This window comes from Mesorhizobium sp. XAP4 (assembly GCF_029269325.1).
Lineage (GTDB): Bacteria > Pseudomonadota > Alphaproteobacteria > Rhizobiales > Rhizobiaceae > Mesorhizobium > Mesorhizobium ciceri.
This window is the reverse complement of the sequence record NZ_JARIXW010000001.1, coordinates 1,161,155-1,188,018: the sequence shown is the minus strand read 5'-3', so window position 1 is coordinate 1,188,018 and position 26,864 is coordinate 1,161,155. Positions and strand designations below refer to the sequence as shown.

Sequence of the window (26,864 nt, the reverse complement as noted above, 5' to 3'; positions counted from 1 at the left end):
AATGAAAAACCCGCCTCTACGGCGGGTCGCTGGCGCAAGTCAGCACCATACCGAGAATCATAGCATAGCTGCCCTCACCAGGTCAAGAAAAAATTCCTATCGAGGCTGGCCAGACGCGGCGGCGCCGTTCAGGTGGAGGACGCGTCCGCCGGCTTCTTCTCGGCGACCTCTTCCGCCGCGTCCTGCTTCTCGCGTGCCACGCGCTGCTTTTCCTGATCGCGCTCGATCAGCCGGGCAGCCCAGATGGAGACCTCGTAGAGAAGGATGGTCGGAATGGCGAGGCCGATCTGGCTCATCGGATCGGGCGGCGTCAGCACCGCCGCGACGACGAAGGCGATGACGATCGCCCATTTGCGCTTTTCGGCCAGCCCCTTGGACGACAGCATGCCGACGCGTGTCATCAGGCTGGTCACCACCGGCAGTTGGAACACCAGGCCGAAGGAGAAGATCAGCGTCATGATCAGGCTGAGATATTCCGACACCTTTGGCAGCAGCGAAATCTGCACCTGATCGTCGGTGCCGGCCTGCTGCATGGCGAGGAAGAACCACATCACCATCGGCGTGAAGAAGAAATAGACCAGCGACGCACCCATCAGGAACAGGATTGGCGACGCGATCAGGAACGGCAGGAAGGCGTTGCGCTCGTTCTTGTAGAGGCCTGGCGCGATGAATTTGTAGATCTGCGTGGCGATCAGCGGAAAGGCGATCACCATGCCGCCGAACATGGCGAGCTTGACCTGCGTGAAGAAGAATTCCTGCGGCGCCGTGTAGATCAGCTCGACCTTGTGCGGATCGAGGCCTGCCCACTGCGTCGCCCATTTGAACGGGACGACCAGAAGGTTGAACAGCTTCTTGGCGAAGAAGAAACAGACCAGGAAGGCAACGAAGAAACCGCCCAGCGACCAGATCAGCCGCCGGCGCAGCTCGATCAGATGCTCCATCAGCGGCGCCGACGATTTCTCGATCTCGTCCTTTTCGGTGTCCGAAACGCTCACTTGGCGGCTCCAGCCGTCTTCTTGGCCGCCGGCTTCTTGGCCGCAGCAGGTTTCGGTTCGATTTTCGCCCCCGTCTTGGTCGCTACGGTCTTGGACGCGATCACCTTGGCCGCAGCGGGCGTCTTGGCCCTGGGCGTTTCAGGCATTGCCGCCGTCACCGGCTTCGCTGGCACCTTGGGCGCAGGCGTGGCCTTAGCGGTGACCGTTTTTGCAGGAGCTTTAGCGCCATTTGCCGAAGCCTTTATAGCCGGCGTCGCCCTTGACGGTGCAGGCTTGGCTGCCTTCTTCGCCGTGGACGCCTTCGGCGCCACGACGGGTGTCGTCGGCACTGATGACGTTACCACCGATTCGTCGGTCATCGCCGGGAAAATCGGCGCTGCCGGCGCTGCTTCCGGTCCGTTGACGCCGGGCATGGTCGTTGCACTGTTCTTCAGCGGCTCGGCCGCCTGCGGGGTCGAAGCGGCTGGCGTTGCCGGATCGGCTGCCGGCTTCGGCTTCATCGCCGCGTCGACGCCGGAGCGAACGTCGGCCGCGGCCTGTTCGAACGGATTGAGCTGCTTCCTGATCTCGGCCATCGGGCTCATGCCCCTGAGCTCATCGACGGACTTCTTGACGTCGTCGAGCTCGGCTTCCTTCAGCGCCTCGTTGAACTGTTTCTGGAAATCGGATGCCATGGCGCGCAGCTTCGCCGTCGTGCGGCCGAAGGTGCGCAGCATATTGGGCAAATCCTTGGGCCCGACGACCACGATCATGACGATCGCGATGACCAGCATTTCGGTCCAGCCGACTTCAAACATGACACTCTGTTCCGACTAGAACCTTTAGGCTCAGCTCTTGCTGGCCTTTTCCTTCGCGGCCGCAACGGTCTCGTCGGCACGATGTTCGACGGTGCGCTTGTCTTCGGCAACGTCGTCGTCGGCCATGCCCTTCTTGAAGCTCTTGATGCCCTTGGCCATGTCGCCCATCAGCTCGGGAATCTTGCCGCGGCCGAACACCAAAAGCACGATCACCAGCACGATCATCCAGTGCCAAATCGAAAATGAACCCATAGCAAATCTCTCTCGAATGTTTTCCCTGGCGATGATCTATGCGTTTTCGCGTTGGGATTCAAACACAACTGCGACAGAGTTTATGAAAGGGTGGCGGATGTCACGCATTTTCGACGCGGCGGCCCCGCTACGAATCCGCGCATCCTCGACAGATCGGCCGCCAATGCCAGTCAATCTTCCGTGACGCGCGGCGTCAGCAGGCCGAGTTCCTCGAGATCGATATCGGTCAGCGCATCCTCGTCGTCGGTCAATGCATCGGGATCGGCCGGAGGCTGCGGAATGGAGAAATTCGACGGCATGCGGCCCGAAAGCAGGCCGGCCCCCTTCAGTTCCTCCATGCCGGGAAGATCGCGGATCTCTTCCAGCGCGAAATGGTCGAGGAAGGTCTCCGTGGTGCCGTAGGTGACCGGGCGTCCGGGTGTCTTTCGCCGACCGCGCATGCGCACCCATTCCGTTTCCAGCAGCGTGTCGAGCGTGCCTTTCGAGGTTTCGACGCCGCGGATGTCCTCGATCTCGGCACGCGTCACCGGCTGGTGATAGGCAATGATCGCCAGCACTTCGAGAGCCGCGCGGGAGAGCTTCCTTTGCTGGACGGTATCCCTGCTCATCAGGAAAGCCAGGTCGCCGGCGGTGCGGAACGCCCAGGCATCGCCGACACGCACCAGATTGACGCCGCGCCGCGCATAGATCTGCTGCAGTTCGGCCATGGCCAGGGCGATGTTGATGCCGTCCGGCAGGCGTGCCGCAAGCTGCTTTTCGCTGACGGGTTCGGCGCTGGCGAACACGATCGCCTCGGCCATGCGCACAGCCTCGGCCAGATGCAGCCGTTCGGCCGGGTTTTGTAGCTGCTGCTCGGCCGGATCCTGGGAAAGCGGGCCCTCTTCGGGTTCATCGCCGATCTTGAACGGGACAACCGAAGCGTTGGCGCGTTCGCTCATGATGCCACCTCGACTGCCTTGATTGTCTGCGTTCGGCCGCGCAAGTAGATCGGCGCGAACGTCTGATCCTGCCGTACATCCATCTTGCCTTCGCGCACCAGTTCCAGCGTGGCAGCGAACGAGCTCGCGATCGCCGTGCGCCGCTCCTCGGGACTGGTCATGTACGCGATCAGAAAACTCTCCATCGTCGTCCAGTCGCTCACGGCTCCCACAAGGCGGGTCAGGATGTCGCGCGCGTCCTTGAGCGACCAGACACCGCGCCTGGCGATGGTCACATTGTTGATCGCCTGCTTCTGGCGCTGCTGGGCATAGGCGGTCAAGAGATCGTAGAGCGAGGCAGAATAGGCGTTGCGCTTTTCGATGATGACCATTTCCGGCATGCCGCGCGCGAACACGTCGCGGCCGAGCCGGTTGCGGTTGACCAGACGCGCCGAGGCGTCGCGCATGGCTTCCAGCCGCTTCAGTCGGAACTGCAGCACCGCCGCCAGTTCCTCGCCGCTTTCGCCCTCGTCGCCTGGCTGCTTGGGGATCAGGAGCTTGGACTTGAGGAAGGCCAGCCATGCCGCCATCACCAGATAGTCGGCGGCAAGCTCCAGCCTGAGCGCCCTCGCCGTCTCGACAAAGGTCAGATATTGCTCGACCAGCGCCAGGATCGAAATGCGCGCCAGATCGACTTTCTGGGTGCGGGCAAGATGCAGCAGAAGATCGAGCGGACCTTCGAAGCCGGCCACGTCGACGACCAGCGACGGGTCCCCGGTGACGCGTGAATCGTCATTTTCGGCCCACAGACGGTCCATCGGTGCGGCCTTCGCGGCCTTGCTTTCCAATGTCTCCGCCACTGCCTGTCACTTTCCCTTGCTATGCCACCGCATCGAAGTAGGTGGCGAATTCGGCGCGTATTTCGGTTTCTTCGACCGTGTCACGGTCCTTTATATAGGTCAGCGCCCGCTTGGCGCGCTCCAGCGACGTGCCCTCAAGCCCCGTGGTGCGCGATGCGATGCCGGCCATCTCCTCGAAAACGCCGTTGCAGTGAAGGACCAGATCGCAGCCCGCCGCAAGGATCGAGGCCGCCTTTGTCGGGAAATCCCCAGAAAGTGCCTTCATCGATGTATCGTCGCTCATCAGCAGTCCGTCGAAGCCGATTTCGCGCCGGATGATCTCGTCGATGACCTTGCCGGAGGTGGTCGCCGGATTGTTCGGGTCGATCGCGCTGTAGACGACATGCGCAGTCATCGCCATCGGCAGATGGCTAAGCTCCTTGAACGGGGCGAAATCATGCCGCTGCAGATCACTGAGCGAGGCATTGACCACTGGCAGTTCAAAATGCGTGTCGGCAAAGGCACGTCCATGGCCCGGAATATGCTTCATGACCGGCAGCACGCCGCCCGATATCAGCCCTTCCGCGGCTGCGCGGCCGAGCTCGATCACGGGTCGCGGGTCCTTGCCGTAGGCACGCGCGCCGATGACATCGCTGGCGCCTTCGATCGGCACGTCGAGCACCGGCAGGCAATCGGCTGTGATGCCGTAGCGTAACAGGTCGAAAGCATGCAGCCGCGCCATCAGCCAGGCCGCGCGGGCGCCGGCATCATGATCGTCGCGCCACAGCGCGCCCAGCGCGCCGCCGGCGGGATAATTCGGCGCCAGCGGCGGCCGCAAGCGCTGCACACGGCCGCCTTCCTGATCGATGAACACCAGCGCGTCCGGACGCCCTATGCAGTCTCGCATCTCGGCGACCAGATCGCGGATCTGTTCGGTCTCGCCGATATTGCGTGCAAACAGGATGAAGGCCCACGGGCATTCATTGCGATAGAAATTGATTTCTTCGCGGGTGAGCGATTTCCCGGCGCAGCCGAGGATCATGGATTTTGATTCGGTCATGTCGGCAGTTTAGGGCTTTGTGCGATCAAAGGGAATCGCCAGGGATTCATCCACGGCAACGCCGGATCTGCTTTCCCCATGAAAAAAGCCGGCGCGGTGACCGCGCCGGCTTTCAATCGGTTGGCTCCGGCTTTAGCGCGAGACGAAGCAGTTGCCGCCGGCTGCCTTGTAGCTGGTGCACAAATTGATCGCGTCATTGCGTGACTGGGCCGGAACGCGCACGCGGTAGAACGTGCCTTTGCCGGCGATTTCGGCCTTGACGATGTTGGCGGTACGCCCGGCAAGCACGCTGCCATAGCGGCGCTGCAGATCCTGATAGCTGGACTGGGCGCTTTCGACGGTCGGCTGCGAGGCGATCTGCATCGACCACGAGCCACCGCCGGCCGCGGTCGATGCCGGATCGATGGACGCAACCTGATCGGGCTTGACCTCGCCGACGACATCGACCGGCTGGTCGGACGGACGCTGCGGCGCGAGCGGAACTTTTGCCGGCGTGTTGGCCGATTGGGCCTTGGCCTCGGCCTTCGGCTTGGCCACCGGCTTGAGGGCCGGCTCGTCGTCCGCCTGGGCGGCGGCAGGCGCCACGGTACCGGTCTGGTCGGCATCGGCTTGCGCCGCCGGGGCGACATGCTGCGGCGCCGGATCGACCGGCTCGGTAGCGGCCACTTGCGGAGCGGCGGTCGCCGCCGGATCTTCACGCGGCACCAGCGAACCGTCCGACTTGACCACCATGGTCCTCACCTTGCGCGGTGCAATGGCGACGACATCGGCATTTGTGCCCTTGTCTGCATCCTGCAGCACCTGCGCGATGCGGTCCTCGGACTTGGGAGCTGGCGCCGTATTGCCGGCCAAAGCGGCGCCGGCCATCGGCGCGGCGTTGCCGACATCGGTTCCAGCGCCGGCTGCATTCTGGTCCGGCGAAAGATCGATGGCGCGGGCCGGGTCCTTCGCCTGCACGTCCACCGGCTCTTCGGTGTTGGTGACCAGCTTTTCCTGGACCGGCTCGGCGGGCTTGGCGCCCCTGACCGCGTCGTAGACCTTGTTGTCCTGGTTGGGCACCACGGCGCCGCCCGGATTCTCCGGCTTGACCTTGATCGGCGCGTTGTCGGCCTTGACGATGACGGGCGCTTCGCTGCCGCCCTTGCCGCCAAAGGACAGCGCAAAGGCACCGAGACCGCCCGCGACCGCGACCGCGCCGACAATCGCCGCAATGAACAGGCCGCGTCCGCGCGACGGCCTTGCGGCCTCACGCTCGCCGAGACCCGGAACAGCCATCTCCTCGTCGAGTTCGGGATCGTAGTCGAGTTCATCGACGGTGAAATCATCGGCTTGGGAAGCCGGCTGGCTCCCCGGCAGGTTGTCGAGGTCGTAGCCCGAGGCGTCGGCATAACCCGTGGGCGGCGCCGCGCGGGCAGACATTTCCATCGGCCGCGCCGCATAGGTTCGCGCTTCCGGCTCATAGCCCGACTTGATCCCATCATAGCCCGGCTTGACCCCGTCATAGCCCGGCTTGACCCCGTCATAGCCCGACTTGAGGCTGTCATAGCCCGGCCTGAAGCCCGCGGCATAGGAGCCATCATCGTAAGACGCGCCGGCCGCGTTGCCTGTGGGAGCGGCAGCGACCTCCACCGCGTTCATCTCGGAGAGAAGGCTGGAGAACTCGGCATCGAGATCGTCATAGCCAGGCGACGCCGGCTGGTCTTCCTCGAAGTGCAGTTCGGGGATATCGAGATCGTCCGCCAGCGCCACGACACGCTCGGGCACATCGACCGTCTCGACATCGGGCATGTCTTCGTAACGCGCCGGCTGGCGCGATTGCGGCGCCGATACTGGGGCAGCGGGAGCCAAGGTTTCGACCGGCTCGGACGAACCATAGGACGTCGTGGCGGCGACTGCCGGCGCTGCGGCCATGGATGATGCCACCGAAGCGGCCGGCTGAGCGCTAAACGTAGGCTGAGTGATGAATGACGGCTGCTGCGGAACCGGCGTCACGCGGCTCCACGAACGCGTCGGCTCTGTCGGTTTGGAACGCTCCGCAAGCCAATCGAAAGAATCCGCCGAATTGTCCCGGGGAGCGGCTTCGTCACGCGGATCAAGGCCCTGGGCCAAAGCCGCGTCCAACGCATCATCGTCGAAATCGACATCGCCAATGGTGTCCGAGTTCGGATCCTGGAGTTCATCAAGCATAAGATCGTCAATATCCGCGTCGGCCGCTTGGGCCGTGCCAACATGTCGATTCTGCTCAGGCGTGGTTTCGTCAAGATCCCAGTCGAGGTCGCCGACAAGGTCGGCCGGTTCCTCGGCAGGCTGGGCAACAGGCGGCGGGGCAGCGACAGCCGGCTGAGCCGTGACAGGCTCGCTGGCCACCGGCGCCGTGCGGGAAGTCATGGCGCCCAGCAGCGCATTCAACTCGTCTTCCAGGCTCCGTTCGTCCGCAATCGGGGCGTGCACCGCCGGCGCGACATTGGCTTCTGGCGCCGCCGGCTGGATCGTAGCGGCAGCAACTTCGGCGACCGGCTCTTCGACCGTTTCGGCGAACGAATCGTCAAAATTCAGGTCGAAGGCATCGTCCGACAGGCCTTCAGGGTTGGAAATCTCGCTTGTTGAGTCCGCAGCATCGGCAAGCACTTCATGCGCTTCCGGCTCGTCGAAGGCGATCGGCTCATCCGCGCGAACGTCGAAATCCATGTCGACATCGGCCATGGCATCGTCGAGGCCAGCAAAGCTCTCGTCGGAGATTGCCTGGCCGTCAAGCGCCGCCGCCTGCTCCGGCATGGCATGCTCGAGGGGATCTGCGGCCATGAATGACTGTTCCGCCGCCGAATGGTCGTCGAGCATCAGCTCGTCTTCAAGCGACATTGCCACCGCATCGTCGAATTCGTCATCGGAGGCAACCGGCTCGACAGAAGCGGGCGTATCGGCAACGCTGTACAGGGCCTCTTCGGCTTCCTCATCGATCCGAAGGTCCTGGTCGAGCGAGGCGGCAAGCTCGTCCGCCATCGACTGATCGTCCTCGAATGGGGACACGTCCTCAAGCGATCCGGTGACGGCATCGCCAATGTCGGGCGCGAAAGCGGGCTCGACGGACGGCACGGCTTCAGCGGCGACCGCATGGCTGGCGCCGGCGACGTGGTCGTCGATCTCAGCCATGTCCAGTTCGAAATCGTCGTCGAGCGACACCGAAAGCTCGTCGTCCATCGCGCTGGCGTCAGCCGCTTCGAATGCCGGCTCATGCACGAAAGTCGGCTCATGAGCCTGAACAACCGGAGCGGCGTCGCTGTCGTCAGCGCCGAACTCGCCCATCATTTCTTTCTCGAGATCGATATCGAAATCGCCCTCTTCGAGCCCGTGATCGGCGGCTGGGGCCTGCGGCTGGGCGGGCGATTGCGGCCTGACCGGCTGGCGCGGGTCGAATCCCATGATCCTGGTCAGTTCCGCGAACGGATCATCCTCAGCGATGTCGTTGTTGTCGGCTACTCTCAGCTGGGTTCTGTCTGCCATTATTGTTCCCGAACTCGCACTCATTCGGACGCCATGGACGTCGCGTAGGGTTGGCCCTTACCAGCGCAATGTGGGCAAAAGGTGACAGGTTATTTAGTCAAACCTAACGCATTTCAGTGGGCGCGGCGGCCCCGATCAACGTCAGGCCGGACGTCAAAACGTCCGAAACAGCCTGCACCAGCCCTAGTCTGGCATGCGTCAATTGTCGGTCGTTAACCTTAACAAAACGTAAGTCCGGATTATCCGTGCCACGGTTCCAGTGCCCGTGGAAGCTGGAAGCCAGATCATAGAGGTAAAATGCCAGCCGATGCGGCTCGAGCGCAAGGGCGGCGGACTCGATCAGCCGCGGGTATTCGGCAAGCTTGCGGATCAGGCCGATCTCGCCCTCGTCGGTCAGCAATGCCGCGGCCGACGCCAGGCTGTTGCGGTCGAAATTGGCTTCGCCCAGTTGCTCGCTCGCCTGCCGGAACACCGAATGACAGCGCGCCGAGGCGTACTGGACATAGAACACCGGATTGTCCTTGGACTGCTCGGTCACCTTGGCGAAATCGAAATCCAGCGGCGCATCGTTCTTGCGATAGAGCATCATGAAGCGGATCGCGTCGCGGCCCACCTCCTCCACCACTTCGCGCAGCGTCACGAAATCGCCCGACCGCTTCGACATACGCACCGGTTCGCCCTCGCGAAACAGCTTGACCAGATTGCACAGCAGCACGGTGAGCTTGACCTCTTCGCCGGCAATCGCCCGCGCCAGGGCTTCCAGCCGCTTGACGTAGCCGCCATGGTCGGCGCCGAGCACATAGATCAGGTCGACGAAGCCGCGATCGACCTTGTCCTTGAGATAGGCGACGTCGGCGGCGAAATAGGTGAATGAGCCGTCCGACTTGACCAGCGCCCGGTCCATGTCATCGCCGACCGCGGTCGAGCGGAACAGCGTCTGCTCGCGGTCCTCCCAATCGTCGGGTTTCTCGCCCTTGGGCGGCGGCAGCTTGCCCTTGTAGATATGGCCCTTCAGCGTCAGATCGTTGATCGCGGAGCGGATCTTCCTGGCATTGTCGGCGTGCAGCGTGCGCTCGGAGAAGAACACGTCGTGATGCACGTTGAGCATCGCCAGGTCCTCGCGGATCATCGCCATCATCGCATCGATGGTGCGATCTTTGACGATGGCGAGCGCCTCGTCATCGGGCATCTGCAGCAGCGAGCGGCCGAATTCCGCGACCAGCGCCTGGCCGACAGGCACCAGGTAGTCGCCCGGATAAAGCCCGGCCGGAATCTCGCCGATGTCGTCACCCAGCGCTTCGCGGTAACGCAGGAATGCGGAACGGCCGAGCACGTCGATCTGCGAGCCGGCGTCGTTGATGACGTATTCCTTGGTCACGTCGTAACCGGCGAAGGCCATCAGATTGGCAAGTGCATCGCCGACGACAGCACCCCGGCAATGGCCGACATGCATCGGTCCGGTCGGATTGGCCGAGACATATTCGACATTGGTCTTCCTGCCGCCGCCAACCGTCGAGCGGCCATAGTTGCGGCCCTCGCCGAGCAGTGCGCTCAGATGTGTCTGCCAGAAGCCGTCCTTCAGCCTGAGATTGACGAAACCGGGGCCGGCCACCTCTGTTGCCGCGACATCCTTGTCGTCGCGCAGCGCCTGCGCCAGTCTTTCGGCCAGCGCGCGCGGGTTCTGGCCGGTCGGCTTGGCCAGCACCATTGCCGCATTGGTCGCCAGGTCGCCATGGCTGGCGTCGCGCGGCGGCTCAACGGCAATGCGCGACAGGTCAGGCGAAATGCCGTCTTTGTCTTTCAGATCAAGCGCTTCGACGGCTTTTATGATTCGCGCGGTGAAATCGGCGAAGATGTTCATTTGTGTGACTCTGGGGTCTGGCTCTGGCGGCTTTGCAGCGAATCCGGCTCGTTGGCCGGCAAAATCGAGCCCGCCCTAGCCCAATTCAGGCGTATGGTCAAACAAACGCCGGTGTTCCTTGAGCGCGTAGGTGTCGGTCATACCCGCCAGGAAGTCGGCGACGCTGCGCGCCTTGATGCGATCATCGGCCCGATCCAGCCCCTCGCGCCAGCCATCCGGCATGGCGCGCGGATCGGCGAAATAGGCGTCGAACAGATCCTTGACGATCTGCTCGGCATCCGCGCGCACCCTCATAACCTCCGCGTGCCGGTAGAGGTGCTTGTACAGAAAGGCCTTCAGTTCCTTCTCCAAGGCAGCCATTTCGGCCGAGAAAACCACCATCGTCTCGCCAGCTGCCCTCACTGCATCGGCGCTCGGCGGCCTGATGCGATCGAGATTGGCGGTCGTCGACCTGATCACGTCCTCGACCATGGCCGTTATCTGCCGCCGCATCAGTTCGTGGCCGGTGCGCACGGCATCGAGGGAGGGATAGCGTTCGCGCACGCCTTTCAGGATCGTTCCGGGCAGCGAAACCGTCTCCAGCATGTCCAGCGTCAAGAGCCCTGCCCTCAACCCGTCGTCGATGTCATGCGTGTTGTAGGCGATATCGTCGGCGATCGCCGCGCATTGCGCCTCGATGCCGGCGAACCGGTCGAGTTCGAGATCGTGCAGTTGCGAATAATCACGGATCGCCTGTGGCACCGGCCCTTTCAGACCCTTGCCGTTGGCATCCGTCAGCGGCCCATTGTGCTTGACCAGGCCTTCCAGCGTTTCCCAGGTCAGGTTGAGCCCGTCGAATTCGGCGTAGCGCGCCTCCAGCCTTGTCACGATGCGCAGCGATTGGGCGTTGTGGTCGAAGCCGCCCCAGGCGGCCATCTTCTCGTTGAGCGCGTCCTCGCCGGTGTGGCCGAAGGGCGTGTGGCCGAAATCATGCACCAGCGCCACCGCCTCGGCCAGATCCTCGTCGCCGCGCAGCGCCCGTGCCAGGGCGCGCGCTATCTGCGCCACTTCGATCGAATGGGTCAGCCGGGTGCGATAGTGGTCGCCTTCATGGGCGATGAAGACCTGCGTCTTGTGCTTCAGCCGCCGGAAGGCCGTCGAATGGATGATGCGGTCACGGTCCCGCTGGAATGGCGTGCGGGTCGGGCTCTCCACCTCGTCGAACAGCCGCCCGCGCGAGTTTGCCGGATCGCAGGCATAGGCGGCGCGTGGCCGATAGCCGAATCCGATGTCGCCCAACTCACTGGTCATGGCTGATGCTGCCGCGTTTGACTTAGCCAGGTTGACTTGGTCCCTCGCGCTTCATACCTATCATGTGAAACCGAAAGCAAGGTGACGCCCATGGGCGCTGATGCCAAGACTGCCATGAAAGTCGATATGACCGAGGCCGCCGCCAAGCGGATCGCCAGGATTGTCTCGAACGAAGCCGGCAAGACGGCGCTGCGCGTTTCGGTCGAAGGCGGCGGCTGCTCGGGCTTTTCCTACAAGTTCGATCTGGTCGATACGCGCAACGACGACGACGTAGCCATCGAGAAGGACGGCGCCACCGTGCTGATCGACGATTTGTCGCTGGTCTATATGGGCGGCTCTGTGATCGATTTCGTTGACGATCTGATGGGCCAGTCGTTCCAGATCCGCAATCCGAACGCCGTCGCCTCCTGCGGCTGCGGCACGAGTTTCTCCATATAGAATGCCTGCCATCGGTGCGGTCCGTCAGATCGCGCTGTCGGCTGGCCGTGACCTCGACGTGACGCTGGCTTTCTGGCGCGACGTGCTGGGCATGGCTGTCCATGCACGCTTCGATCCGCCGGGCATCGCCTTCATCATGGCCGGAGAAATCAGGCTGCTGTTCACCGACGGCGTACCGGCCGGAACCGTCTATCTCGATATATCGGGCCTTGATCAGTTCCATGCCTCGGCTGCTGCCGCCGGCGTGCCTTTCACCGCGCCGCCAACGCTTGTCCATCGCGACACGGACGGCCAGTTCGGTCCAGCGGGGGAAAGCGAATGGATGGCCTTCCTAAAGGACCCGGCTGGCAATACGATCGGCCTCGTCGAACGCCATCCGCCGCAAGAGCCCAACTGAACAGCATCGAGACCGCCATGAAAATCGTCACCTGGAACATCAACGGTGTCCGCGCCCGCATCGGCAACCTGACCCATTGGCTGACCGAGAGCGCACCCGACATCGTCTGCCTGCAGGAGATCAAGACGGTCGACGAGCAGTTCCCGCGCGCCGAGATCGAGGCGCTTGGCTACAATGTCGAAACCCATGGCCAAAAGGGTTTCAACGGCGTCGCGCTGTTGTCGAAGCTGCGCTTCGACGAGGTGATCAGGGGCCTGCCCGGCGACGATGCCGATGAACAGGCGCGTTTCATCGAAGGCGTTTTCTCAACCGACAAGGGCGCCTTGCGTGTCGCCTCGCTCTATCTGCCGAACGGCAATCCGATCGATGACGAGAAGAAGTTTCCTTACAAGCTGTCCTGGATGGCGCGGCTTGAGCGCTGGGCCGAAGAACGGCTGAGACTTGAGGAGGCTCTGGTGCTCGCCGGCGACTACAACGTCATTCCCGAGCCGATCGACGCGCGGTTTCCGGAGAACTGGCTGGGCGACGCCCTGTTCCAGCCGCAGACGCGACAAGCCTTCCGCCGGCTGCTCAATCTTGGTTTCACCGAGGCGGTGCGCGCGGTCACCGACGCGCGCGACACCTATACGTTCTGGGACTATCAGGCCGGCGCCTGGCAGAAGAACAACGGCATCCGTATCGACCACCTGCTTTTGTCGCCGGAAGCCGCCAACCGATTCTCATCGGCCTCTATCGAAAAGCATGTGCGCGCTTGGGAAAAACCATCCGACCATGTCCCGGTGGCGATCGATCTCGCGCTTCAGCCGGCTTGAGAGAACCCTCGCCGGGCCCGTCTGCGCTGAACCCTCATATCGCCACATTTCGCGCCGTTCATTGCAGACCAGCATGGCGGCTGGGGTTCCATGAGCGCACGATTTCATCTTTGTCCCATTGGCCTGGCATTTGCCATGGCCGTTCCTGGTACGGCATTTGCCGACCAGGAATGCCTGGCCAATGGAAAATCCTACCAGATCGGTCAGGTCGCCTGCCTGACGGTGGCCGAGCAGAGCCATCTGGCCCGCTGCGATATGGTGCTCAACAACACCTCGTGGACGAAGATCGGGGATAGCTGCCCGGAAAACACGCTGGCGCCACACCCCCATGTCACGCCGATCTCGACGCCGGCGCCCAGCATGGTGCCGACGGAGCCGATCGCGAACTGAGCCAATCTCGCGCCTTGTGGGGGAGATCGGCAGTTCAGCCGCCAGCAAAACTACTGGTCCGCGTTGTTGCCCTTGGTGAGGATATCATCGGCCAGCGAGATCGCGGTGCGGCGGTCGGCCTCGCCGGCGGTGGCAAATGCCTCTTCCTGCATGCCGCGGATCCAGGGCTGGTCAGCGGGCGAAGCGCGTTCGAGCGCTGCCGTCATCATCGCCAGGCCGCGAACGATCTTGCCGCTCTGGAACAACAGATGGCCCAGCGTCGCCTGGGCGCCGGCATGGCCTTTCTCGGCGGCGAGTTGGAACCAGCGCCCGGCCTGCTTGACGCTGGCCTTCACCCCGCCCTCGCCCTTCAGGAACATCTGCCCCATCTCGAACTGTGCGTTCGGGTTGCGGTAGTTGGCAGCCGCGCGCATGTAGTATTCCTGGGCCGCCACCTCGTTCTCGGTGACCGGGCTGCCGGGAATGCCCGTGCGCAAATAGTCGCCAAGCGCCACCAGCGCGTCGGAGACATAGCTTTCCTCGGGCGAGCCGGGCTCGACATCCTGGTCGACGATCTCGGAGAAGAACTTGAACGCCTCATAGTCGTCGCGCGCCACGCCGTCGCCCTCGGCATACATGCGGGCAAGCTTCCAGGTGGCGCCGATCTGGCCGTTTTCGGCGGCGTATTTGTAGGCCTCGGCAGCCTGCTCCTTGTGGCCGTTCTTGTAGGCGGAGAAGCCGAACTGGAAGACCGCCCAGGGGCTCGATTGCGGCTTCACCCCGGTCTTGTCGTCGAACACCTTGTCGTCGAAGGCCATGGCCTGGCCGACGGCGCCAAAGGTCGCGCCAAACGTGGCGGCCACGACCAGTGCCGAAAAGACAGATGACCTCAACAACTCAGATGTCCGCATAACAGTGTGTTTCTTTCGCACCGCCCGGATGGGTCACCGCGCCATCGCGCGCCGGCCCTACCGTCTGTGCATATTTCCATATCGCGCCCGACTGATAATCGGTCGCGCGCGCCTTCCATGTCTTTGCCCTCGCCGCCAGTTCGCTATCGGACAACGCCACATCGATCGTGCCGTTCACCGCGTCGATCGAGATCACGTCACCATCCCTGAGCAGTCCGATCGGGCCACCCACGGCTGCTTCGGGGCCGACATGGCCGATGCAGAAACCGCGCGTCGCGCCCGAGAAGCGCCCGTCGGTGATCAGCGCCACCTTGCCGCCCATGCCCTGGCCGTAAAGTGCTGCCGTCGTCGACAGCATTTCGCGCATGCCGGGGCCGCCGCGCGGTCCTTCGTAGCGAATGACGAGAACCTCGCCCTCCCTGTAGTTACGATGCGTCACCGCCTCGAAACATTCCTCTTCCGAATCGAAGCAGCGGGCCGGACCGGAGAATTTCAACTCCGCCATGCCGGCGACCTTCACGATCGCGCCTTCGGGGGCCAGGTTTCCCTTCAAGCCCACGACACCGCCGGTTTGGGTAATGGGTCTGTTGGCCGGGCGGACCACATCCTGATGCTCATTCCAGACAACGTGCTGCATGTTTTCGGCCAAAGTGCGGCCAGTCACCGTCATGCAGTCGCCATGCAGATAGCCGTGGTCGAGCAGGGTCTTCATCAGCAGCGGAATGCCGCCGGCCTCGAACATGTCCTTGGCGACATATTTGCCGCCCGGCTTGAGGTCGGCGATGTAAGGCGTCTTCTCGAAGATCTTGGCCACGTCGAACAGATCGAACTTGATGCCGGCCTCGTGCGCGATCGCCGGCAGATGCAGTGCCGCGTTGGTCGAACCGCCGGTGGCCGAGACCACGGTCGCCGCATTCTCCAGCGCCTTCAGCGTGACGATGTCGCGCGGCCGGATATTTCTGGCGATCAGCTCCATGATCTTTTCGCCCGAGGCGAAATTGAACCGGTCGCGCATTTCATAGGGCGCCGGCGCGCCGCAGGAATAGGGCAGCGCCAGGCCGATCGCCTCGGCGACGGTCGCCATGGTGTTGGCAGTGAACTGGGCGCCGCAGGAACCGGCCGAGGGACACGCGACCTGCTCGATCTCAAGCAGTTCGTCATCGCTGATCGTGCCGACTGAGTGCTGGCCGACCGCCTCGAAAACATCCTGCACGGTGATCTGGCGGCCGCGATAGCTGCCGGGCAGGATCGAACCGCCATAGATGAAGATCGACGGCACGTTGAGCCGCACCATGGCCATCATCATGCCGGGCAGCGACTTGTCGCAGCCGGCGAGCCCAACCAGCGCGTCGTAGCAATGGCCGCGCATGGTGAGCTCGACCGAATCGGCGATGACCTCGCGCGACACCAGCGACGACTTCATGCCCTGGTGACCCATGGCGATGCCATCGGTGACGGTGATGGTGCAGAATTCGCGCGGCGTGCCGCTGGCGGCCGCGACGCCCTTCTTGACCACCTGCGCCTGGCGCATCAGCGAAATGTTGCAGGGCGCCGCCTCGTTCCAGCAGGAGGCGACCCCGACCAGCGGCTGCGCAATCTCGGCCGCCGACAAACCCATGGCATAGAGATAGGAACGATGCGGCGCACGCGCCGGACCGACGGTCACATAGCGGCTAGGGAGCTTAGCCTTGGAGATGACTTTGGCGTCCATACTCTTCCTTGCCCCATCTTCCCTGCAAATGGGGCGGAGCGGCCTGCCCCCTCGCCGAGCCTTTTGGCGCGTGTCCCGAGACAAGATCGAGGTGCGCCGGGTTTATGGCGGGAAATAGGCAATTTCCTCAGCCCGGCTTCCAGCGCAGGGGTTGTTCAGAAAGTGTTGCCAAAACGCCACAATCGCACGAGGCGCAAGCGGTTTGGATTACGTGCAATGCAGCTTGGATGAGACAATCGCGGGCAATGCGATCTCAAACGAAAAAAGCCGGGCAGTGCCCGGCCTTTCATGCGCAATTTCAATTCGTTACCACTTGACCTTCAATGATGTTGAAAGTGCCGTGACAAGGTCGTTGCCGAAGTCCGCGGTATAGCCATTGTCATATGTTAGGCCATCATCTGGGTTTACGGCCGTATGGATCGATCCACTGGTCAGCACTCCCACCGCGCCCCCAAGTCGAACCTCGATGTTCTGAGTTGGCGTGTAGGCCACGCCACCGCTGAGGGTCCAGGTATCGGTCTGGGCGCTCAGGCCGGTCGACGTTCCGCGATCCCACGTGATAACCGCCGCACCGCTCCACTGATCATTGAATTTGTGGCCGACGCCGCCGGAAACTGTCCAGCCATCGCGATAGAGTAGATCGAGCGAGGTAAGCCGCAATGGGCTGGTCGTCGTGCAGGATGCCGTGCCGGTGGGACAAAACGGAATGCTCTGTAGCTCGCTCCAATTCATCCACTTGATGGATCCGAATGCCAGCCAGCCAGGAGCTATGCCCGACTGAAGCTTGAGCTCTACAGAATCCGGAACCTGCGAGGAACCACTAACATTCGTCACTTTGCCCAAAAACGGATTTAAAGGATTGAGGGCCGCGGGAACCTGAGACAGATCCAGCGTTCCGTCCAAATTGTTGAGCTTGACCGCCGAATTATAGACCAAGCTGGCGCGCAGGGCGATATCCGGAATCTCATACGCAACGCCGGCTCGCCATCCCCAGCCGTCACCCTCAAGGTCAAGCCGCCCTATGCCCGCACCGGGAATGGGAGCCACCAATTGTTCTTTGAAGCCAGAAACATTCTCGTGGAACACGCCGCCGATAAAACGAAACTGTCCTTTGCCGAGATCCATTTTGTAGGAGCAGGTTCCACCCACAGCCTCGCTCTTCACCTGGGTTTCAACATTGCTGTTCGCGCCGGCCCAATTCCGACCCGGGTTGCTGGACGCACCAATCGGCTGGCCATAGTCCACGAGGCAATCGACGGGGCCCATACCCGCCTTGATGCCGACGCTCGGCACCCAATAGCTTTCGGTATCGCGAGCACTGTTGGAGAAACCCATGAGGTTAAGGGGGCCGTCGGACGGGTCGGTGTCCTTCACGTTCTTGAGGTCGCGCTGCGGCATCACATAGGTGCCGGAGACCTCACCCGTGACTTGGGCAGGATCGAACAGCAGATCGATATCGTAGCCGCCACGCTCCAGGCCGCCGGCATGTGCCGGATTCATCGCCGTCCCGATCAAAGCCAGCGAAAAGCAGCCCGCCCCCAGCAGCGCCTTCAGTCGCAGAATAGTCATGAAATGTCCTCCCCCGAATTCGAGTGCACCAAGCTAGAACCAATTCAGGTTAACGGTGCAACAACGAATTCGCGGGCGTACATGTACACACTGGCCAGCCGCATTTTCGAGGAAATGCAACCGGGTGCGGCAAGGCCGAAAAATGGTCTGTGAAGGCTGAGCGGCTCTCAAAAAACAGAGAGAACCATCCAAAAAGGCTCGAAAACAGGCCTTTTTTGGGCTCCGAGAGCCCCATTGTTACATTATGGCAACAATGGGGCTAAAACTTCCGTTTACGTCAATATTAACGCAGGAAATCTGATTTTCGAGGCGGAAAACCAGCATTTTAGAGGGGTCTAAAGTCTCGCGAATCTATCCTCAACCGGCGTCGCGAACCCTGGCCAACGCGACCGACAGCTTGTCCTGCGCATCGCGGTATTCGGCGAGCTTTTCACGCTCGGCATCGACGATCTCGGCCGGCGCGCTGGCCACGAACCTCTCGTTCGACAGTTTCTTGTGCAGGCGTGCGATCTCCTCGGTCACCTTGGCCAGTTCCTTCTGCAACCGTGCAGCCTCGGCGGCGAGGTCGATCAGGCTGCCAAGCGGCAGGCAGATCGTCGCCTCGTTGAGCACGATCTGCGCCGAACCCTTGGGCGCGACATCGGCAAGCGAGATGTCGCCGACCCGCGCCAGCCGCTTGATCGCCGAATCCTCGCGAACGAGGCGCTCGCGTGTCACATCGTTGGCGCCGACCACGACGAGCGGTGCGATGGCTGCCGGCGGCACGTTCATCTCCGAACGCACGGAGCGGATGCCGGAGACGAGGTCGACCAGCCAATTGATGTCGGCTGCAGCCTCGGCGTCTTCGAAGTCCGGTGACGGCCACGTGGCATGGCACAGCAGCGAGGGGCGTTGCTTGCCTTCGCCAGCGGTCTGCGCCCACAGTTCCTCGGTCATGAACGGCATCATCGGATGCAGCAGCTTGTAGATCTCGTCGAGCACGAAGGCGACGCAGGCTCGGCTTTCGGCTTTGGCCGCCTCGTCGGTTCCCATGAACACCGGCTTCAGCAGTTCCAGGTACCAGTCGCAGAACAGGTTCCAGACGAAGCGGTAGGCGGCACCCGCCGCCTCGTTGAAGCGGTATGAGGTGATGCCGTCCGTGATCTCGCGCGCCGCCCGCGTCAGTTCGGTGAGGATCCAGCGGTTGACCGCCAGTTTGGCGTCGTTCAGCCAGAAATCGTCATTGCGCGCGACCTCGTTCATCTCGGCAAAACGCGTCGCGTTCCACAGCTTGGTGCCGAAATTGCGATAGCCGGCGATGCGCGCCGGATCGAGCTTCACGTCGCGGCCCTGCGCCGCCATCACCGTCAGCGTGAAGCGCAGCGCATCGGCGCCGTATTCGTCGATCAGGTCGAGCGGATCGATGACGTTGCCTTTCGACTTCGACATCTTGGCGCCGTTCTTATCGCGCACCAGCGCATGGACATAGACGGTGTGGAACGGCTCCTCGTCCATGAAGTGCAGGCCCATCATCATCATGCGGGCGACCCAGAAGAAGATGATGTCGAAGCCTGTCACCAGCACGTCGGTCTGGTAGTAGGTCTTCAGCTCGGGAGTCTCATCGGGCCAACCCAGCGTCGAGAACGGCCACAGCGCCGACGAGAACCAGGTGTCCAGCACGTCCTCGTCGCGGGTCAGGATCTCGCCCGGCTTGAAGTTCTCCAGCTTGTCCTCGACCCAGGCCTTCCACGGTCCTTCCAGCGCCAGATAGAATTCGATCGCGGCGCTCAGCGCCTCTTCCTCGGTCTTCTCGACGAAGACGCGCCCGTCGGGCCCGTACCAGGCCGGAATCTGATGACCCCACCAGAGCTGGCGCGAGATGCACCAGGGCTGGATGTTCTCCATCCAGTCGAAATAGGTCTTTTCCCAGTTCTTCGGCACGAAGTTCGTGCGACCTTCGCGCACTGAAGCGATCGCCAGTTTGGCCAGCTCCGCCGCATTGGCATACCATTGCTCGGTCAGGAACGGCTCGATCGGCACGCCGCCGCGATCGCCATGCGGCACCGCGTGGCGATGCGGCTCAACCTTTTCGAGGAAGCCGCCCTCTTCCATCAGCTCGACGATCTTCTTACGCGCGACGAAGCGGTCGAGGCCGTCGAGTTCGTCCCAGACCGCCTGGCGCTCCGGCGTCACCTCGAGGCCGGCGAGAAAATCTTCATTATCCCTGAGGCTTACCGCCGCCTCCGTGGTCAGGATATTGATCGCCGGCAGCTTGTGGCGCTTGCCGACCTCGAAGTCATTGAAGTCGTGCGCCGGCGTGATCTTGACCGCGCCCGAACCTTTTTCCGGATCGGAATACTCATCCGCCACCACGGGAATCCTGCGGCCAACGATCGGCAGGACGATGTTCTTGCCGACCAGATGCCGGAAGCGCTCGTCGTCGGGATGCACCGCGACGGCCGTATCGCCCAGCATCGTCTCCGGGCGCGTCGTCGCCACGGTGATGAAGGTTTTCGGGTTTTCCGGGTCGAAGACCTTGCCTTCGACGGGGTAGCGGAAGTGCCAGAGATTGCCATTGACCTCCTGCTGCTCGACCTCGAGATCGGAGATCGCGGTGAGCAGCTTGGGGTCCCAGTTCACAAGACGCTTGTCCTTGTAGATCAGCCCTTCCTTGTAGAGCGTGACGAACACTTCGAGCACCGCCTTGGACAGGCCTTCGTCCATGGTGAAGCGTTCGCGTGACCAGTCGGCCGAGGCGCCGAGCCGCTTCAGCTGGTTGAAGATGGCACCGCCGGATTCGGCCTTCCACTCCCACACTTTCTCGATGAACTGTTCGCGGGTCAGGTCGCGGCGATGGATCTGCTTTTCCATCAGCTGCCGCTCGACCACCATCTGCGTGGCAATGCCGGCATGGTCCATGCCCGGCTGCCACAAGACGTTCTTGCCGCGCATGCGCTCGAAGCGCACAAGAATATCCTGCAGCGTGTTGTTGAGCGCGTGGCCCATATGCAGCGAGCCGGTGACGTTCGGCGGCGGGATGACGATGGTGAAGGCCTCAGCCCCCTCCTCGGCCCCGGCACCGGCGCGAAACGCGTCGGCCTCTTCCCAGACTTTGGCGATCTTCGGCTCGACGGTTTTGGCGTCGTAGGTCTTTTCAAGCATGGGAAAATGGTCCGCGCTGTCGGGAGTTTTGCTGGTCCGGTGTAAATCGGAAGGTTTTGGCCAAGTCAACCGCAAGGGCTGTCTCGGACCCTCACAAGCAGATAGGCGCGGCCTCAGTCATTTCAACGCAAAGCGATCCGTCGTCCTGCCGACAACGACTTCACCAAAAGAAACGGCGCCACGAAGGCGCCGTTTCCTCTGGGCAATCGGCATGGGGAACTACTGCGCCCCGCGCGCCACGCGCTCGATCTCCTCGCGCACCAGCCTTTCGACCAGTGTCGGCAGATTGTTGTCGAGCCAATCCTGCAGCATCGGCCGCAGCATCTCTTCGGCCATCTCGTCGAATGTCTTCTTGCTGCGGCTGGCAAACGCGTCGGAAAGCTCGCCAAAGGCAGCCGCGACCTGACGGCCGGTGTGCTCGGAAACGATCGCCGGACGCGGCGCGTCGCTGGCCGCCACCGGCCGCACCACGCTTGCATCCGGACGAGACGGCTCGGTAGCCGGTTTCGCGGTCGGTTCATCCCCTGGAGCCTCCATCGACGGCTGGGAAGCCGTCTTGCGGGCTTCGCTCCGGTCTGGCACCGCCGCCCTCGCCTGCTCGCCAACCGCGGCGATCTCGCGACGCCAATCGGCGATGGAAGCGTCGGCGACAGGACGCGATATTGGCGCTTCAGCCGTGATTGGCTCCGCTGCGACGCGGGCGCTGACCTCGGCGAGTGTCATCGATGGCCTTGCCGGGCTGGGATCGGGGCGCACCGGCGTTTCCATGCGCGCCACCACCGGCTCGGCCGTCGGCAGCTGTGCCTGCACTTCCGCCAGCGTGACCGGCTTCCTGCCCTCGGGGGCGGCATGCAGGTCGGCACGAAATGCTTCCACGTCGGGGGCTGCATAGGCGCTCGACGCGCGCTCCAGATCCTGGCTCAGATCATCGGCGTCGCCCGGCTGCTTGCGGCCGCCGTCGCTGTCCTCGATGATCCGCCTGATGGAAGCCAGTATCTCTTCCATGGAAGGTTCGCGCTGTGCGCTGCTTGCCGTTGCCATCGTCACATCCGCCGCCCTTGTGACCCCTGTTGGGTTTTCCGCTCCGGCAGAGCCGGATCGAATCATGGCCACAGCGTAACCGACGGATCGCCGCACGAGAATCCCCAATCTGGGGACTTGTGGGATTTCAACAGATTAGCGCCATCTGAACCCGAGAGCCGCAGCGCGAAAGATCCTGCTCAAGCAGGGAACACGGCCAGTTCAGGCCGAACGCCTCAGCGGCCGTCCGGCGTGCGCAGCCCGTACCACTTGTCCTTGACCGCGTTGTAGTGCTCTTCAGGCTTGTATTTCGCTACCTGCAAGCCAAGGCGGTCGACGGACAGACGGCCGGTCGCCTGCAGGATGGCGTAGCTCGCCACCACCACATCGTGTTCGTAACCGGCCTGGTTGATCTGGGCGGTGATGACCGTCGCCTGCGCATTGAGGACGTCGAGCGTGGTGCGCTGGCCGACATTGCGCTCTTCGATGACACCGTTCAGTGCCAGCTTCGCGGCTTCGATCACTTGCCTGTTGGCCGTCAGCTGCTGCTGCGCGGCGGTGTACTCGGTCCAGGCGGCGGTGACGGCCTGGCGCACCTGGTCGCGGCTGACGTCGACCTGGATGCGGGCCTGGCTGAGTGATTCCTTGTTCTGGCGCACGATCGCCGAGGTGCGGCCACCTGAATAGATCGGGATGGTCAGCGTTGCCCCGACACTGGCCGAATTGGTCGTGCCATCCTGCGAACCGACGCCTGGCAAAGGCGAGGTATTGCGATAGGCGCTCGAAACGCCGGCGGAAGCCGACAGCTGCGGCAACAGCGCGCCTTCGGCCGACTTCACCGAAAACGCGGCGGCGTCGACCAGATGCTGCGTGGCAAGGATGGCCGGATGCTCGTTCGAGGCCACCCCGACGGCGGCGGCGAGGCTCGACGGCAACAGCTTTGCCACCGGCGAAGCGCCCTTGAGCTTGCCCGGCTCGTCGCCGACGATCTGGCGATAGAGCGCCGCACTTGCCAGCGCCTGCGCCCGGGCAGCACTCAGCGATGCCACGGCGGCGGCGCGTGAGGCGTCGGCCTGGGCGACATCGGTGCGTGTGCCTTCACCAACTTCGAAACGCGAACGCGCCGCGCGCGCCGTCTCGGTCAGGAACTGCAGGTTCTGCTCGGTCAGCACGGCGACCTGCCGGTCGCGAATGACGTTCATATACGCTTGCGCCGCGCTGAACAGGATGCCCTCTTCAGTGTTGCGCAGGCTTTCGACCGAGGCCCGGACCTGCGCTTCAGCGGCAGCAACATTGTTCCTGGTCTGAAAGCCGTCGAACAGCGTCTGGTCGATCTGAACGCCAAAATTGCCGGTGGTCAGCCGCACGCTTGAATTGGTGCCGTTGAGATGGCTGCTCGAATAATCGATATCCGCCGAGCCGGTGACAACCGGGCGGTAGCCCGACTTGGCGATGGCGACACCCTCATCGGTGACGCGAACGCCGGCACGGGCCGAATTCAGTGAAGAATTGTACTGGTAGGCCTTTGCAAGCGCGCCGGAGATGGTTTCGGCTGAAGCGGCCAGTGGGGACAGCATGGTCGCCGAAACGAGGACGGCGGTGAAAAGTGACTTGCGTAAAGACGGCACGGTTAAACCCTCATTCGTTTTCCATGGGAACCGCGCCGCGCCTGCTTCTCTCATAGATCAGCCGGCGCCGCGTGTTCGTGTTCCCTGCTGCTCACCCCCAAAGTGCCCCCAGTTTGGCATCAGCAGCGATCGTTCAAATGCAAGCGACCATGACAAAGCCTCTGCTGCAAGGCCAAATCATTCAGAATTCGAAAGCACGAATGCGTTCAAACCCCGGTAGTGGCTTAATTGCCGCATTAAATGCACGTCTTCCGGTTACAACCCCCCCGGCCTTGAAAAAGAGACGGGCCACGCCGGAATTGCCCTGCCCTTCGACGGCGACGAGTCGGCCGCCTTCGGCAAGCTGGTCGAGCAACGGGGCCGGCACTTCCGCGACACTGCCACCGATAAAGATAACATCATAAGGCGCCTTGGCGGCATGCCCCTTCGGCAACGCGCCCTGGACGACGGTCACATTGCCGCAGCCAAGCGACGAAAGCGTCGATCTGGCGGTTTCCGCCAGCGCCGAATCGTTTTCGAGCGCCACTACGGACCCGGCCAGCCGCGACAGGATGGCCGAGGCGTAGCCCGTTCCGCAACCGACATCGAGCACCGAATCGGTCGGGTTGATCTCGGCCAGCTGGATAAGCTTGGCCAACGGCGACGCTTCCATCAGGTAGCGCGAACCGTCCGCGCCGGCTGCAATGCGGATGTCCTCGTCGATATAGGCGAGATCGCGCTGGGCGGCGCCGACAAACATCTCTCTTGGGACGACAAGCATTGCATCGAGCAGCGGCGCGCTGGTCACATCTGTGGTGCGGACCTGGCCGTCGACCATCTTGACGCGTAGTTCGGAGAAATCAGCGCTCATGTCCCAACCAGTCCGCTTGCCGCGCCAGAACCGCGGTCCATTGTGTCAGGAACTTCAGGCCCCTGCGCTGCCGCGCGGGGGCCCGGGCATTGGAGGCCTCGCCCGGAATCGAACCGGGGTGCAAGGATTTGCAGTCCTCTGCGTAACCACTCCGCCACGAGGCCTCATTGCTCCCGGCGTTCCACCCGGTTCCAATAGGTTGCGGCGAAAATGCCGTCAAGCGGCCACCTTGCATTCCGAACGGTTTCCTCGCGTCACTCCGGACGGCGTCCGGCAAATCATCGGACCGCTTTATTAGCGGACAGTTAAGCATAGCCTGACGGGAGAAGAAACGCATCCTGTCGCCGCATGACAGGGCAAGGCTTGCCTCGGCCGCGGCTGTTCTCAAGCAGATCCGTGAGGCACTGGAAGACCAGGCCGCCCACTGAAACACCACCTTGCGCTATCGGCGGTCAATCGGGCCGGCGACGCCGTTCCCACCAGACGACAAAGCGACGCCGGTGACGGCGAACCATGGCGAATTCATAGGACAGCACCAGCAATCCGAGCGGAACCATCCAGAAGCCGAGGATCGGCAGGAAACCGAGGATGCCACCGATGGTCAGCAGGATGCCGATCGTGATTCTGAGCCCGCGCGAGCGCGGCATTTTGAACTCGCGCCCGAAAACGGAGATTTTGCGCGCCGGCATCTGGTTGTCTTGTGCTGTCATCGTCTCGAAAGATTGACCCGTTTCGATCGTTCGCAAGCATGCTCAAACCAAAGCCGCCGCCGCGCTTTCGGTTCCATATCCCTGCCAAGACGGCTAATATGAGGGCATCCTTCGACGATTGCGAGAAAGGCCTATGCGAAAAAGCCTCGGAAAAATGTGAAAAGCTTCTTTGCAAAGCCGAAAAGGGCAGCTATAGGCTGCGCCACTCACATAAGAGCCTCCGTTCCCCGGTAGCTCAGTGGTAGAGCAACCGGCTGTTAACCGGTTGGTCGCTGGTTCGAATCCGGCCCGGGGAGCCAATTTCTTCAAAGCGTTGAGACGGTCAGGTCGCCCATAGGGGCTGATCTATGGCATGTCTGGAAAACCGCAGTCAGCAGGTTGATTCTCAATTTGACCTAGCGCCGCTATGCAGCGCGCTTCGATCACGGCGATCTCATCACCGCGATCTCATCAGGATTTCATCTCTTGTCGCCGTTCGGGTTGGGTGCCGGTGCCTCTCGCACATCTCGTGGTGGCGGGTCGACATGTTCAAGCTCTGGCGGGGCTTCTTTGTCCCGACGTCGGACAGGTAGCTTCTCCGGTTCGGGCTTCGATGGTGGTTCTTTGATCTTGCTCGGCATAATCGAGTTAACCGCACTGCCGGTCCCTTGTTCCCGCAGCAAGCCGAAAACCTGAATGGGGGAACCGGGAGCGCCAAAAAGCGTTTTCTCGCATGCTCAAGAAGATCGCCCTTGCCGCCGTGCTGGTTCAGGTTGCCGCGGTTTCGGCTCTCATCACTCAGACGGTCCTCTTCGCGTCCACGGCCACACAGGCCGCCAACGCGCAGCCCGGCGACGTAGTCGCTGTCACTGCCGACAAGGAACCGGACAAGGCGGCGCAGCCTGCTGGTGCCGACCAATGCCCAACCCGGCTTGTGACGAGCAAGATTTTCACGAGCAACGTAATTACGGCGCAACGATAGTTCGCCATCGATGCCGGCCATCCGTCGATCCCCCCAATTTAAGTCAGGGCAGTGTGCTTGAAAGCGCAATGATTCCTGTTACTTGCGGCATGGGGCGAGTGCGTTTGGGTTGGGCAAGAATTGGGTATGACTTCATCGAATATGGAATGCCTGCGCTGTCATGGCAGCGGCAGGATTTTCGACTGCTCCAAATGGTATGCGTCAAACGGGCACTGCTGCCCGCAGGGAACCCATCGGGGTGGCTGCCCCGGAAAAACGGGTGCCTGCACGGAATGCGACGGCCTGGGGACAATGGCGGAGCCTCCGCTGAGGGCCGTGGCATAATCTGCGATAGTGTCGCATGCCGCTGATGGCGACGCGGACGCGCCCGCCAAAAAACCGTACTAACGGCTCGAACAACAACCGCCCGCCAAAGGTGAGCTGGCAGGGCAGCTCACCTTGTAGCGATGCGGAAACGACGACCATGCAGCCGAACCATCCTGATGGCGCCGCCCCTTATCAAGGCTAAGCGGTTACCCCACCACGACCTGACCTTGTGCCGTCCATCCAAGGGAATTGGGCAAGCGGGTCCTGCAAGATTTTGACGGATCTTGCGAAGCCGGCGACGGCATCGCGCGCCACCGTCAGCGGAACCTGGCCGTCGTGAGCACGCTGGCAAGCTCGAAAGGCCGTTTCGAAAATCGGACCTCGCCGTTCCCTTGGCCACTCCTCAAAGAAGTCGAACGCATCGTCGAGGCACCCTATTTCTTGAACGAACTCGCCATTCTTGACCAGGACCGGTCGGTCGAACGTCCTGTAACTCATGTGATCCTCCATTCCGCACGTTGGTTGTTGC

General features: G+C 62.5%; 23 protein-coding genes and 2 tRNA genes. 6 read left to right on the top strand and 19 right to left on the bottom strand.

Annotation, left to right across the window (positions count from 1 at the left end; genetic code table 11):
* Nucleotides 1-128: 128 nt before the first annotated feature.
* The 9 genes from tatC to P3C39_RS05885 form a co-directional block, all read right to left on the bottom strand.
* Nucleotides 129-995: a twin-arginine translocase subunit TatC gene (gene tatC, locus P3C39_RS05925; RefSeq protein WP_013531297.1), complete on the bottom strand. Its 867-nt coding sequence runs from the start codon at nt 993-995 to the stop codon at nt 129-131.
* Nucleotides 992-1,792: a Sec-independent protein translocase protein TatB gene (gene tatB, locus P3C39_RS05920; protein ID WP_275952915.1), complete on the bottom strand. Its 801-nt coding sequence runs from the start codon at nt 1,790-1,792 to the stop codon at nt 992-994. The genes tatC and tatB overlap by 4 nt, the downstream gene beginning before the upstream one ends.
* 30 nt (nt 1,793-1,822) lie before the next feature.
* On the bottom strand, nt 1,823-2,044 hold the full coding sequence (locus tag P3C39_RS05915) for a twin-arginine translocase TatA/TatE family subunit (protein ID WP_013531295.1): 222 nt from the start codon (nt 2,042-2,044) through the stop codon (nt 1,823-1,825).
* 170 nt (nt 2,045-2,214) lie between these two features.
* Nucleotides 2,215-2,982: an SMC-Scp complex subunit ScpB gene (gene scpB / locus P3C39_RS05910; RefSeq protein ID WP_275952911.1), complete on the bottom strand. Its 768-nt coding sequence runs from the start codon at nt 2,980-2,982 to the stop codon at nt 2,215-2,217.
* Entirely contained in the window at nt 2,979-3,779 is an 801-nt protein-coding gene (locus P3C39_RS05905) for a ScpA family protein (protein WP_013531293.1), read from the bottom strand. The genes scpB and P3C39_RS05905 overlap by 4 nt, the downstream gene beginning before the upstream one ends.
* A gap of 61 nt (nt 3,780-3,840) precedes the next feature.
* On the bottom strand, nt 3,841-4,860 hold the full coding sequence (nagZ, locus tag P3C39_RS05900) for a beta-N-acetylhexosaminidase (RefSeq protein WP_013531292.1): 1,020 nt from the start codon (nt 4,858-4,860) through the stop codon (nt 3,841-3,843).
* A gap of 132 nt (nt 4,861-4,992) precedes the next feature.
* Complete coding sequence (locus tag P3C39_RS05895) at nt 4,993-8,361, bottom strand: SPOR domain-containing protein (RefSeq protein WP_275952908.1); 3,369 nt, start codon at nt 8,359-8,361, stop codon at nt 4,993-4,995.
* 103 nt (nt 8,362-8,464) lie between these two features.
* Nucleotides 8,465-10,222 (bottom strand): arginine--tRNA ligase, encoded by a 1,758-nt coding sequence (gene argS, locus P3C39_RS05890; RefSeq protein ID WP_275952907.1) that lies wholly within the window; start codon nt 10,220-10,222, stop codon nt 8,465-8,467.
* Nucleotides 10,223-10,297: 75 nt separating this feature from the next.
* Nucleotides 10,298-11,512 carry a deoxyguanosinetriphosphate triphosphohydrolase gene (locus P3C39_RS05885; protein ID WP_013531289.1) on the bottom strand — a complete coding sequence of 405 codons (1,215 nt, stop codon included), beginning with the start codon at nt 11,510-11,512 and terminating at the stop codon, nt 10,298-10,300.
* A 90-nt stretch (nt 11,513-11,602) separates the two neighbouring features.
* On the opposite strand from P3C39_RS05885, the gene erpA reads away from it, so the two are divergent.
* The 4 genes from erpA (at nt 11,603) to P3C39_RS05865 (ending at nt 13,549) form a co-directional block, all read left to right on the top strand.
* A complete protein-coding gene (erpA, locus tag P3C39_RS05880) occupies nt 11,603-11,950 on the top strand; it encodes an iron-sulfur cluster insertion protein ErpA (protein WP_013531288.1) in 348 nt (115 codons plus the stop codon).
* Nucleotide 11,951: 1 nt separating this feature from the next.
* The gene (locus P3C39_RS05875; protein ID WP_013531287.1) at nt 11,952-12,347 is read left to right on the top strand and encodes a VOC family protein; all 396 of its coding nucleotides are present in this window, start codon (nt 11,952-11,954) and stop codon (nt 12,345-12,347) included.
* 17 nt (nt 12,348-12,364) lie between these two features.
* On the top strand, nt 12,365-13,159 hold the full coding sequence (xth, locus tag P3C39_RS05870) for an exodeoxyribonuclease III (protein WP_013531286.1): 795 nt from the start codon (nt 12,365-12,367) through the stop codon (nt 13,157-13,159).
* 135 nt (nt 13,160-13,294) lie between these two features.
* A complete protein-coding gene (locus tag P3C39_RS05865; protein ID WP_244506831.1) occupies nt 13,295-13,549 on the top strand; it encodes a hypothetical protein in 255 nt (84 codons plus the stop codon).
* 50 nt (nt 13,550-13,599) lie between these two features.
* On the opposite strand, the gene P3C39_RS05860 is transcribed toward P3C39_RS05865, so the two are convergent.
* The 9 genes from P3C39_RS05860 to P3C39_RS05820 form a co-directional block, all read right to left on the bottom strand.
* Nucleotides 13,600-14,439, bottom strand: a complete 840-nt coding sequence (locus tag P3C39_RS05860; protein ID WP_013531284.1) for a tetratricopeptide repeat protein — start codon at nt 14,437-14,439, stop codon at nt 13,600-13,602.
* Nucleotides 14,426-16,150: a dihydroxy-acid dehydratase gene (ilvD, locus tag P3C39_RS05855; RefSeq protein ID WP_024503842.1), complete on the bottom strand. Its 1,725-nt coding sequence runs from the start codon at nt 16,148-16,150 to the stop codon at nt 14,426-14,428. Before ilvD ends, P3C39_RS05860 begins: the two co-directional genes overlap by 14 nt.
* A gap of 306 nt (nt 16,151-16,456) precedes the next feature.
* A complete protein-coding gene (locus tag P3C39_RS05850; RefSeq protein ID WP_024503841.1) occupies nt 16,457-17,719 on the bottom strand; it encodes an OmpP1/FadL family transporter in 1,263 nt (420 codons plus the stop codon).
* Between the two features lie 357 nt (nt 17,720-18,076).
* Entirely contained in the window at nt 18,077-20,860 is a 2,784-nt protein-coding gene (locus P3C39_RS05845; protein WP_275952898.1) for a valine--tRNA ligase, read from the bottom strand.
* Nucleotides 20,861-21,079: 219 nt separating this feature from the next.
* Entirely contained in the window at nt 21,080-21,901 is an 822-nt protein-coding gene (locus P3C39_RS05840; protein ID WP_027160437.1) for a PopZ family protein, read from the bottom strand.
* A 215-nt stretch (nt 21,902-22,116) separates the two neighbouring features.
* Nucleotides 22,117-23,508, bottom strand: coding sequence for a TolC family outer membrane protein (locus P3C39_RS05835; protein ID WP_013531279.1), 1,392 nt, complete (start codon nt 23,506-23,508; stop codon nt 22,117-22,119).
* Between the two features lie 181 nt (nt 23,509-23,689).
* Complete coding sequence (locus P3C39_RS05830) at nt 23,690-24,358, bottom strand: protein-L-isoaspartate O-methyltransferase (RefSeq protein WP_224675334.1); 669 nt, start codon at nt 24,356-24,358, stop codon at nt 23,690-23,692.
* 90 nt (nt 24,359-24,448) lie between these two features.
* Nucleotides 24,449-24,522 (bottom strand) — tRNA-Cys (locus P3C39_RS05825).
* 288 nt (nt 24,523-24,810) lie between these two features.
* Nucleotides 24,811-25,068: a hypothetical protein gene (locus P3C39_RS05820; protein ID WP_024503836.1), complete on the bottom strand. Its 258-nt coding sequence runs from the start codon at nt 25,066-25,068 to the stop codon at nt 24,811-24,813.
* A 224-nt stretch (nt 25,069-25,292) separates the two neighbouring features.
* Between P3C39_RS05820 and P3C39_RS05815 the strand changes: the two genes are divergently transcribed.
* Both P3C39_RS05815 and P3C39_RS05810 read left to right on the top strand, forming a co-directional pair.
* Nucleotides 25,293-25,367, top strand: a tRNA-Asn gene (locus tag P3C39_RS05815).
* Nucleotides 25,368-25,780: 413 nt separating this feature from the next.
* A complete protein-coding gene (locus P3C39_RS05810) occupies nt 25,781-26,029 on the top strand; it encodes a hypothetical protein (protein ID WP_275952890.1) in 249 nt (82 codons plus the stop codon).
* A gap of 504 nt (nt 26,030-26,533) precedes the next feature.
* On the opposite strand, the gene P3C39_RS05805 is transcribed toward P3C39_RS05810, so the two are convergent.
* Nucleotides 26,534-26,833, bottom strand: a complete 300-nt coding sequence (locus P3C39_RS05805) for a DUF982 domain-containing protein (protein ID WP_013531275.1) — start codon at nt 26,831-26,833, stop codon at nt 26,534-26,536.
* Nucleotides 26,834-26,864 lie beyond the last annotated feature (31 nt).

Bases quoted from the DNA above. Each gene is read 5' to 3' on its own strand.
- P3C39_RS05905 (WP_013531293.1), bottom strand. From the start codon at position 3,779: ATGGACCGTCTGTGGGCCGAAAATGACGATTCACGCGTCACCGGGGAC.
- P3C39_RS05865 (WP_244506831.1), top strand. From the start codon at position 13,295: ATGGCCGTTCCTGGTACGGCATTTGCCGACCAGGAATGCCTGGCCAAT.
- P3C39_RS05875 (WP_013531287.1), top strand. From the start codon at position 11,952: ATGCCTGCCATCGGTGCGGTCCGTCAGATCGCGCTGTCGGCTGGCCGT.
- P3C39_RS05805 (WP_013531275.1), bottom strand. From the start codon at position 26,833: ATGAGTTACAGGACGTTCGACCGACCGGTCCTGGTCAAGAATGGCGAG.
- P3C39_RS05845 (WP_275952898.1), bottom strand. From the start codon at position 20,860: ATGCTTGAAAAGACCTACGACGCCAAAACCGTCGAGCCGAAGATCGCC.
- erpA (WP_013531288.1), top strand. From the start codon at position 11,603: ATGGGCGCTGATGCCAAGACTGCCATGAAAGTCGATATGACCGAGGCC.
- P3C39_RS05895 (WP_275952908.1), bottom strand. From the start codon at position 8,361: ATGGCAGACAGAACCCAGCTGAGAGTAGCCGACAACAACGACATCGCT.
- P3C39_RS05810 (WP_275952890.1), top strand. From the start codon at position 25,781: ATGCTCAAGAAGATCGCCCTTGCCGCCGTGCTGGTTCAGGTTGCCGCG.
- argS (WP_275952907.1), bottom strand. From the start codon at position 10,222: ATGAACATCTTCGCCGATTTCACCGCGCGAATCATAAAAGCCGTCGAA.
- P3C39_RS05915 (WP_013531295.1), bottom strand. From the start codon at position 2,044: ATGGGTTCATTTTCGATTTGGCACTGGATGATCGTGCTGGTGATCGTG.
- P3C39_RS05840 (WP_027160437.1), bottom strand. From the start codon at position 21,901: ATGGCAACGGCAAGCAGCGCACAGCGCGAACCTTCCATGGAAGAGATA.
- xth (WP_013531286.1), top strand. From the start codon at position 12,365: ATGAAAATCGTCACCTGGAACATCAACGGTGTCCGCGCCCGCATCGGC.
- P3C39_RS05830 (WP_224675334.1), bottom strand. From the start codon at position 24,358: ATGAGCGCTGATTTCTCCGAACTACGCGTCAAGATGGTCGACGGCCAG.
- P3C39_RS05885 (WP_013531289.1), bottom strand. From the start codon at position 11,512: ATGACCAGTGAGTTGGGCGACATCGGATTCGGCTATCGGCCACGCGCC.
- ilvD (WP_024503842.1), bottom strand. From the start codon at position 16,150: ATGGACGCCAAAGTCATCTCCAAGGCTAAGCTCCCTAGCCGCTATGTG.
- P3C39_RS05820 (WP_024503836.1), bottom strand. From the start codon at position 25,068: ATGACAGCACAAGACAACCAGATGCCGGCGCGCAAAATCTCCGTTTTC.
- nagZ (WP_013531292.1), bottom strand. From the start codon at position 4,860: ATGACCGAATCAAAATCCATGATCCTCGGCTGCGCCGGGAAATCGCTC.
- scpB (WP_275952911.1), bottom strand. From the start codon at position 2,982: ATGAGCGAACGCGCCAACGCTTCGGTTGTCCCGTTCAAGATCGGCGAT.
- tatB (WP_275952915.1), bottom strand. From the start codon at position 1,792: ATGTTTGAAGTCGGCTGGACCGAAATGCTGGTCATCGCGATCGTCATG.
- P3C39_RS05850 (WP_024503841.1), bottom strand. From the start codon at position 17,719: ATGACTATTCTGCGACTGAAGGCGCTGCTGGGGGCGGGCTGCTTTTCG.
- P3C39_RS05860 (WP_013531284.1), bottom strand. From the start codon at position 14,439: ATGCGGACATCTGAGTTGTTGAGGTCATCTGTCTTTTCGGCACTGGTC.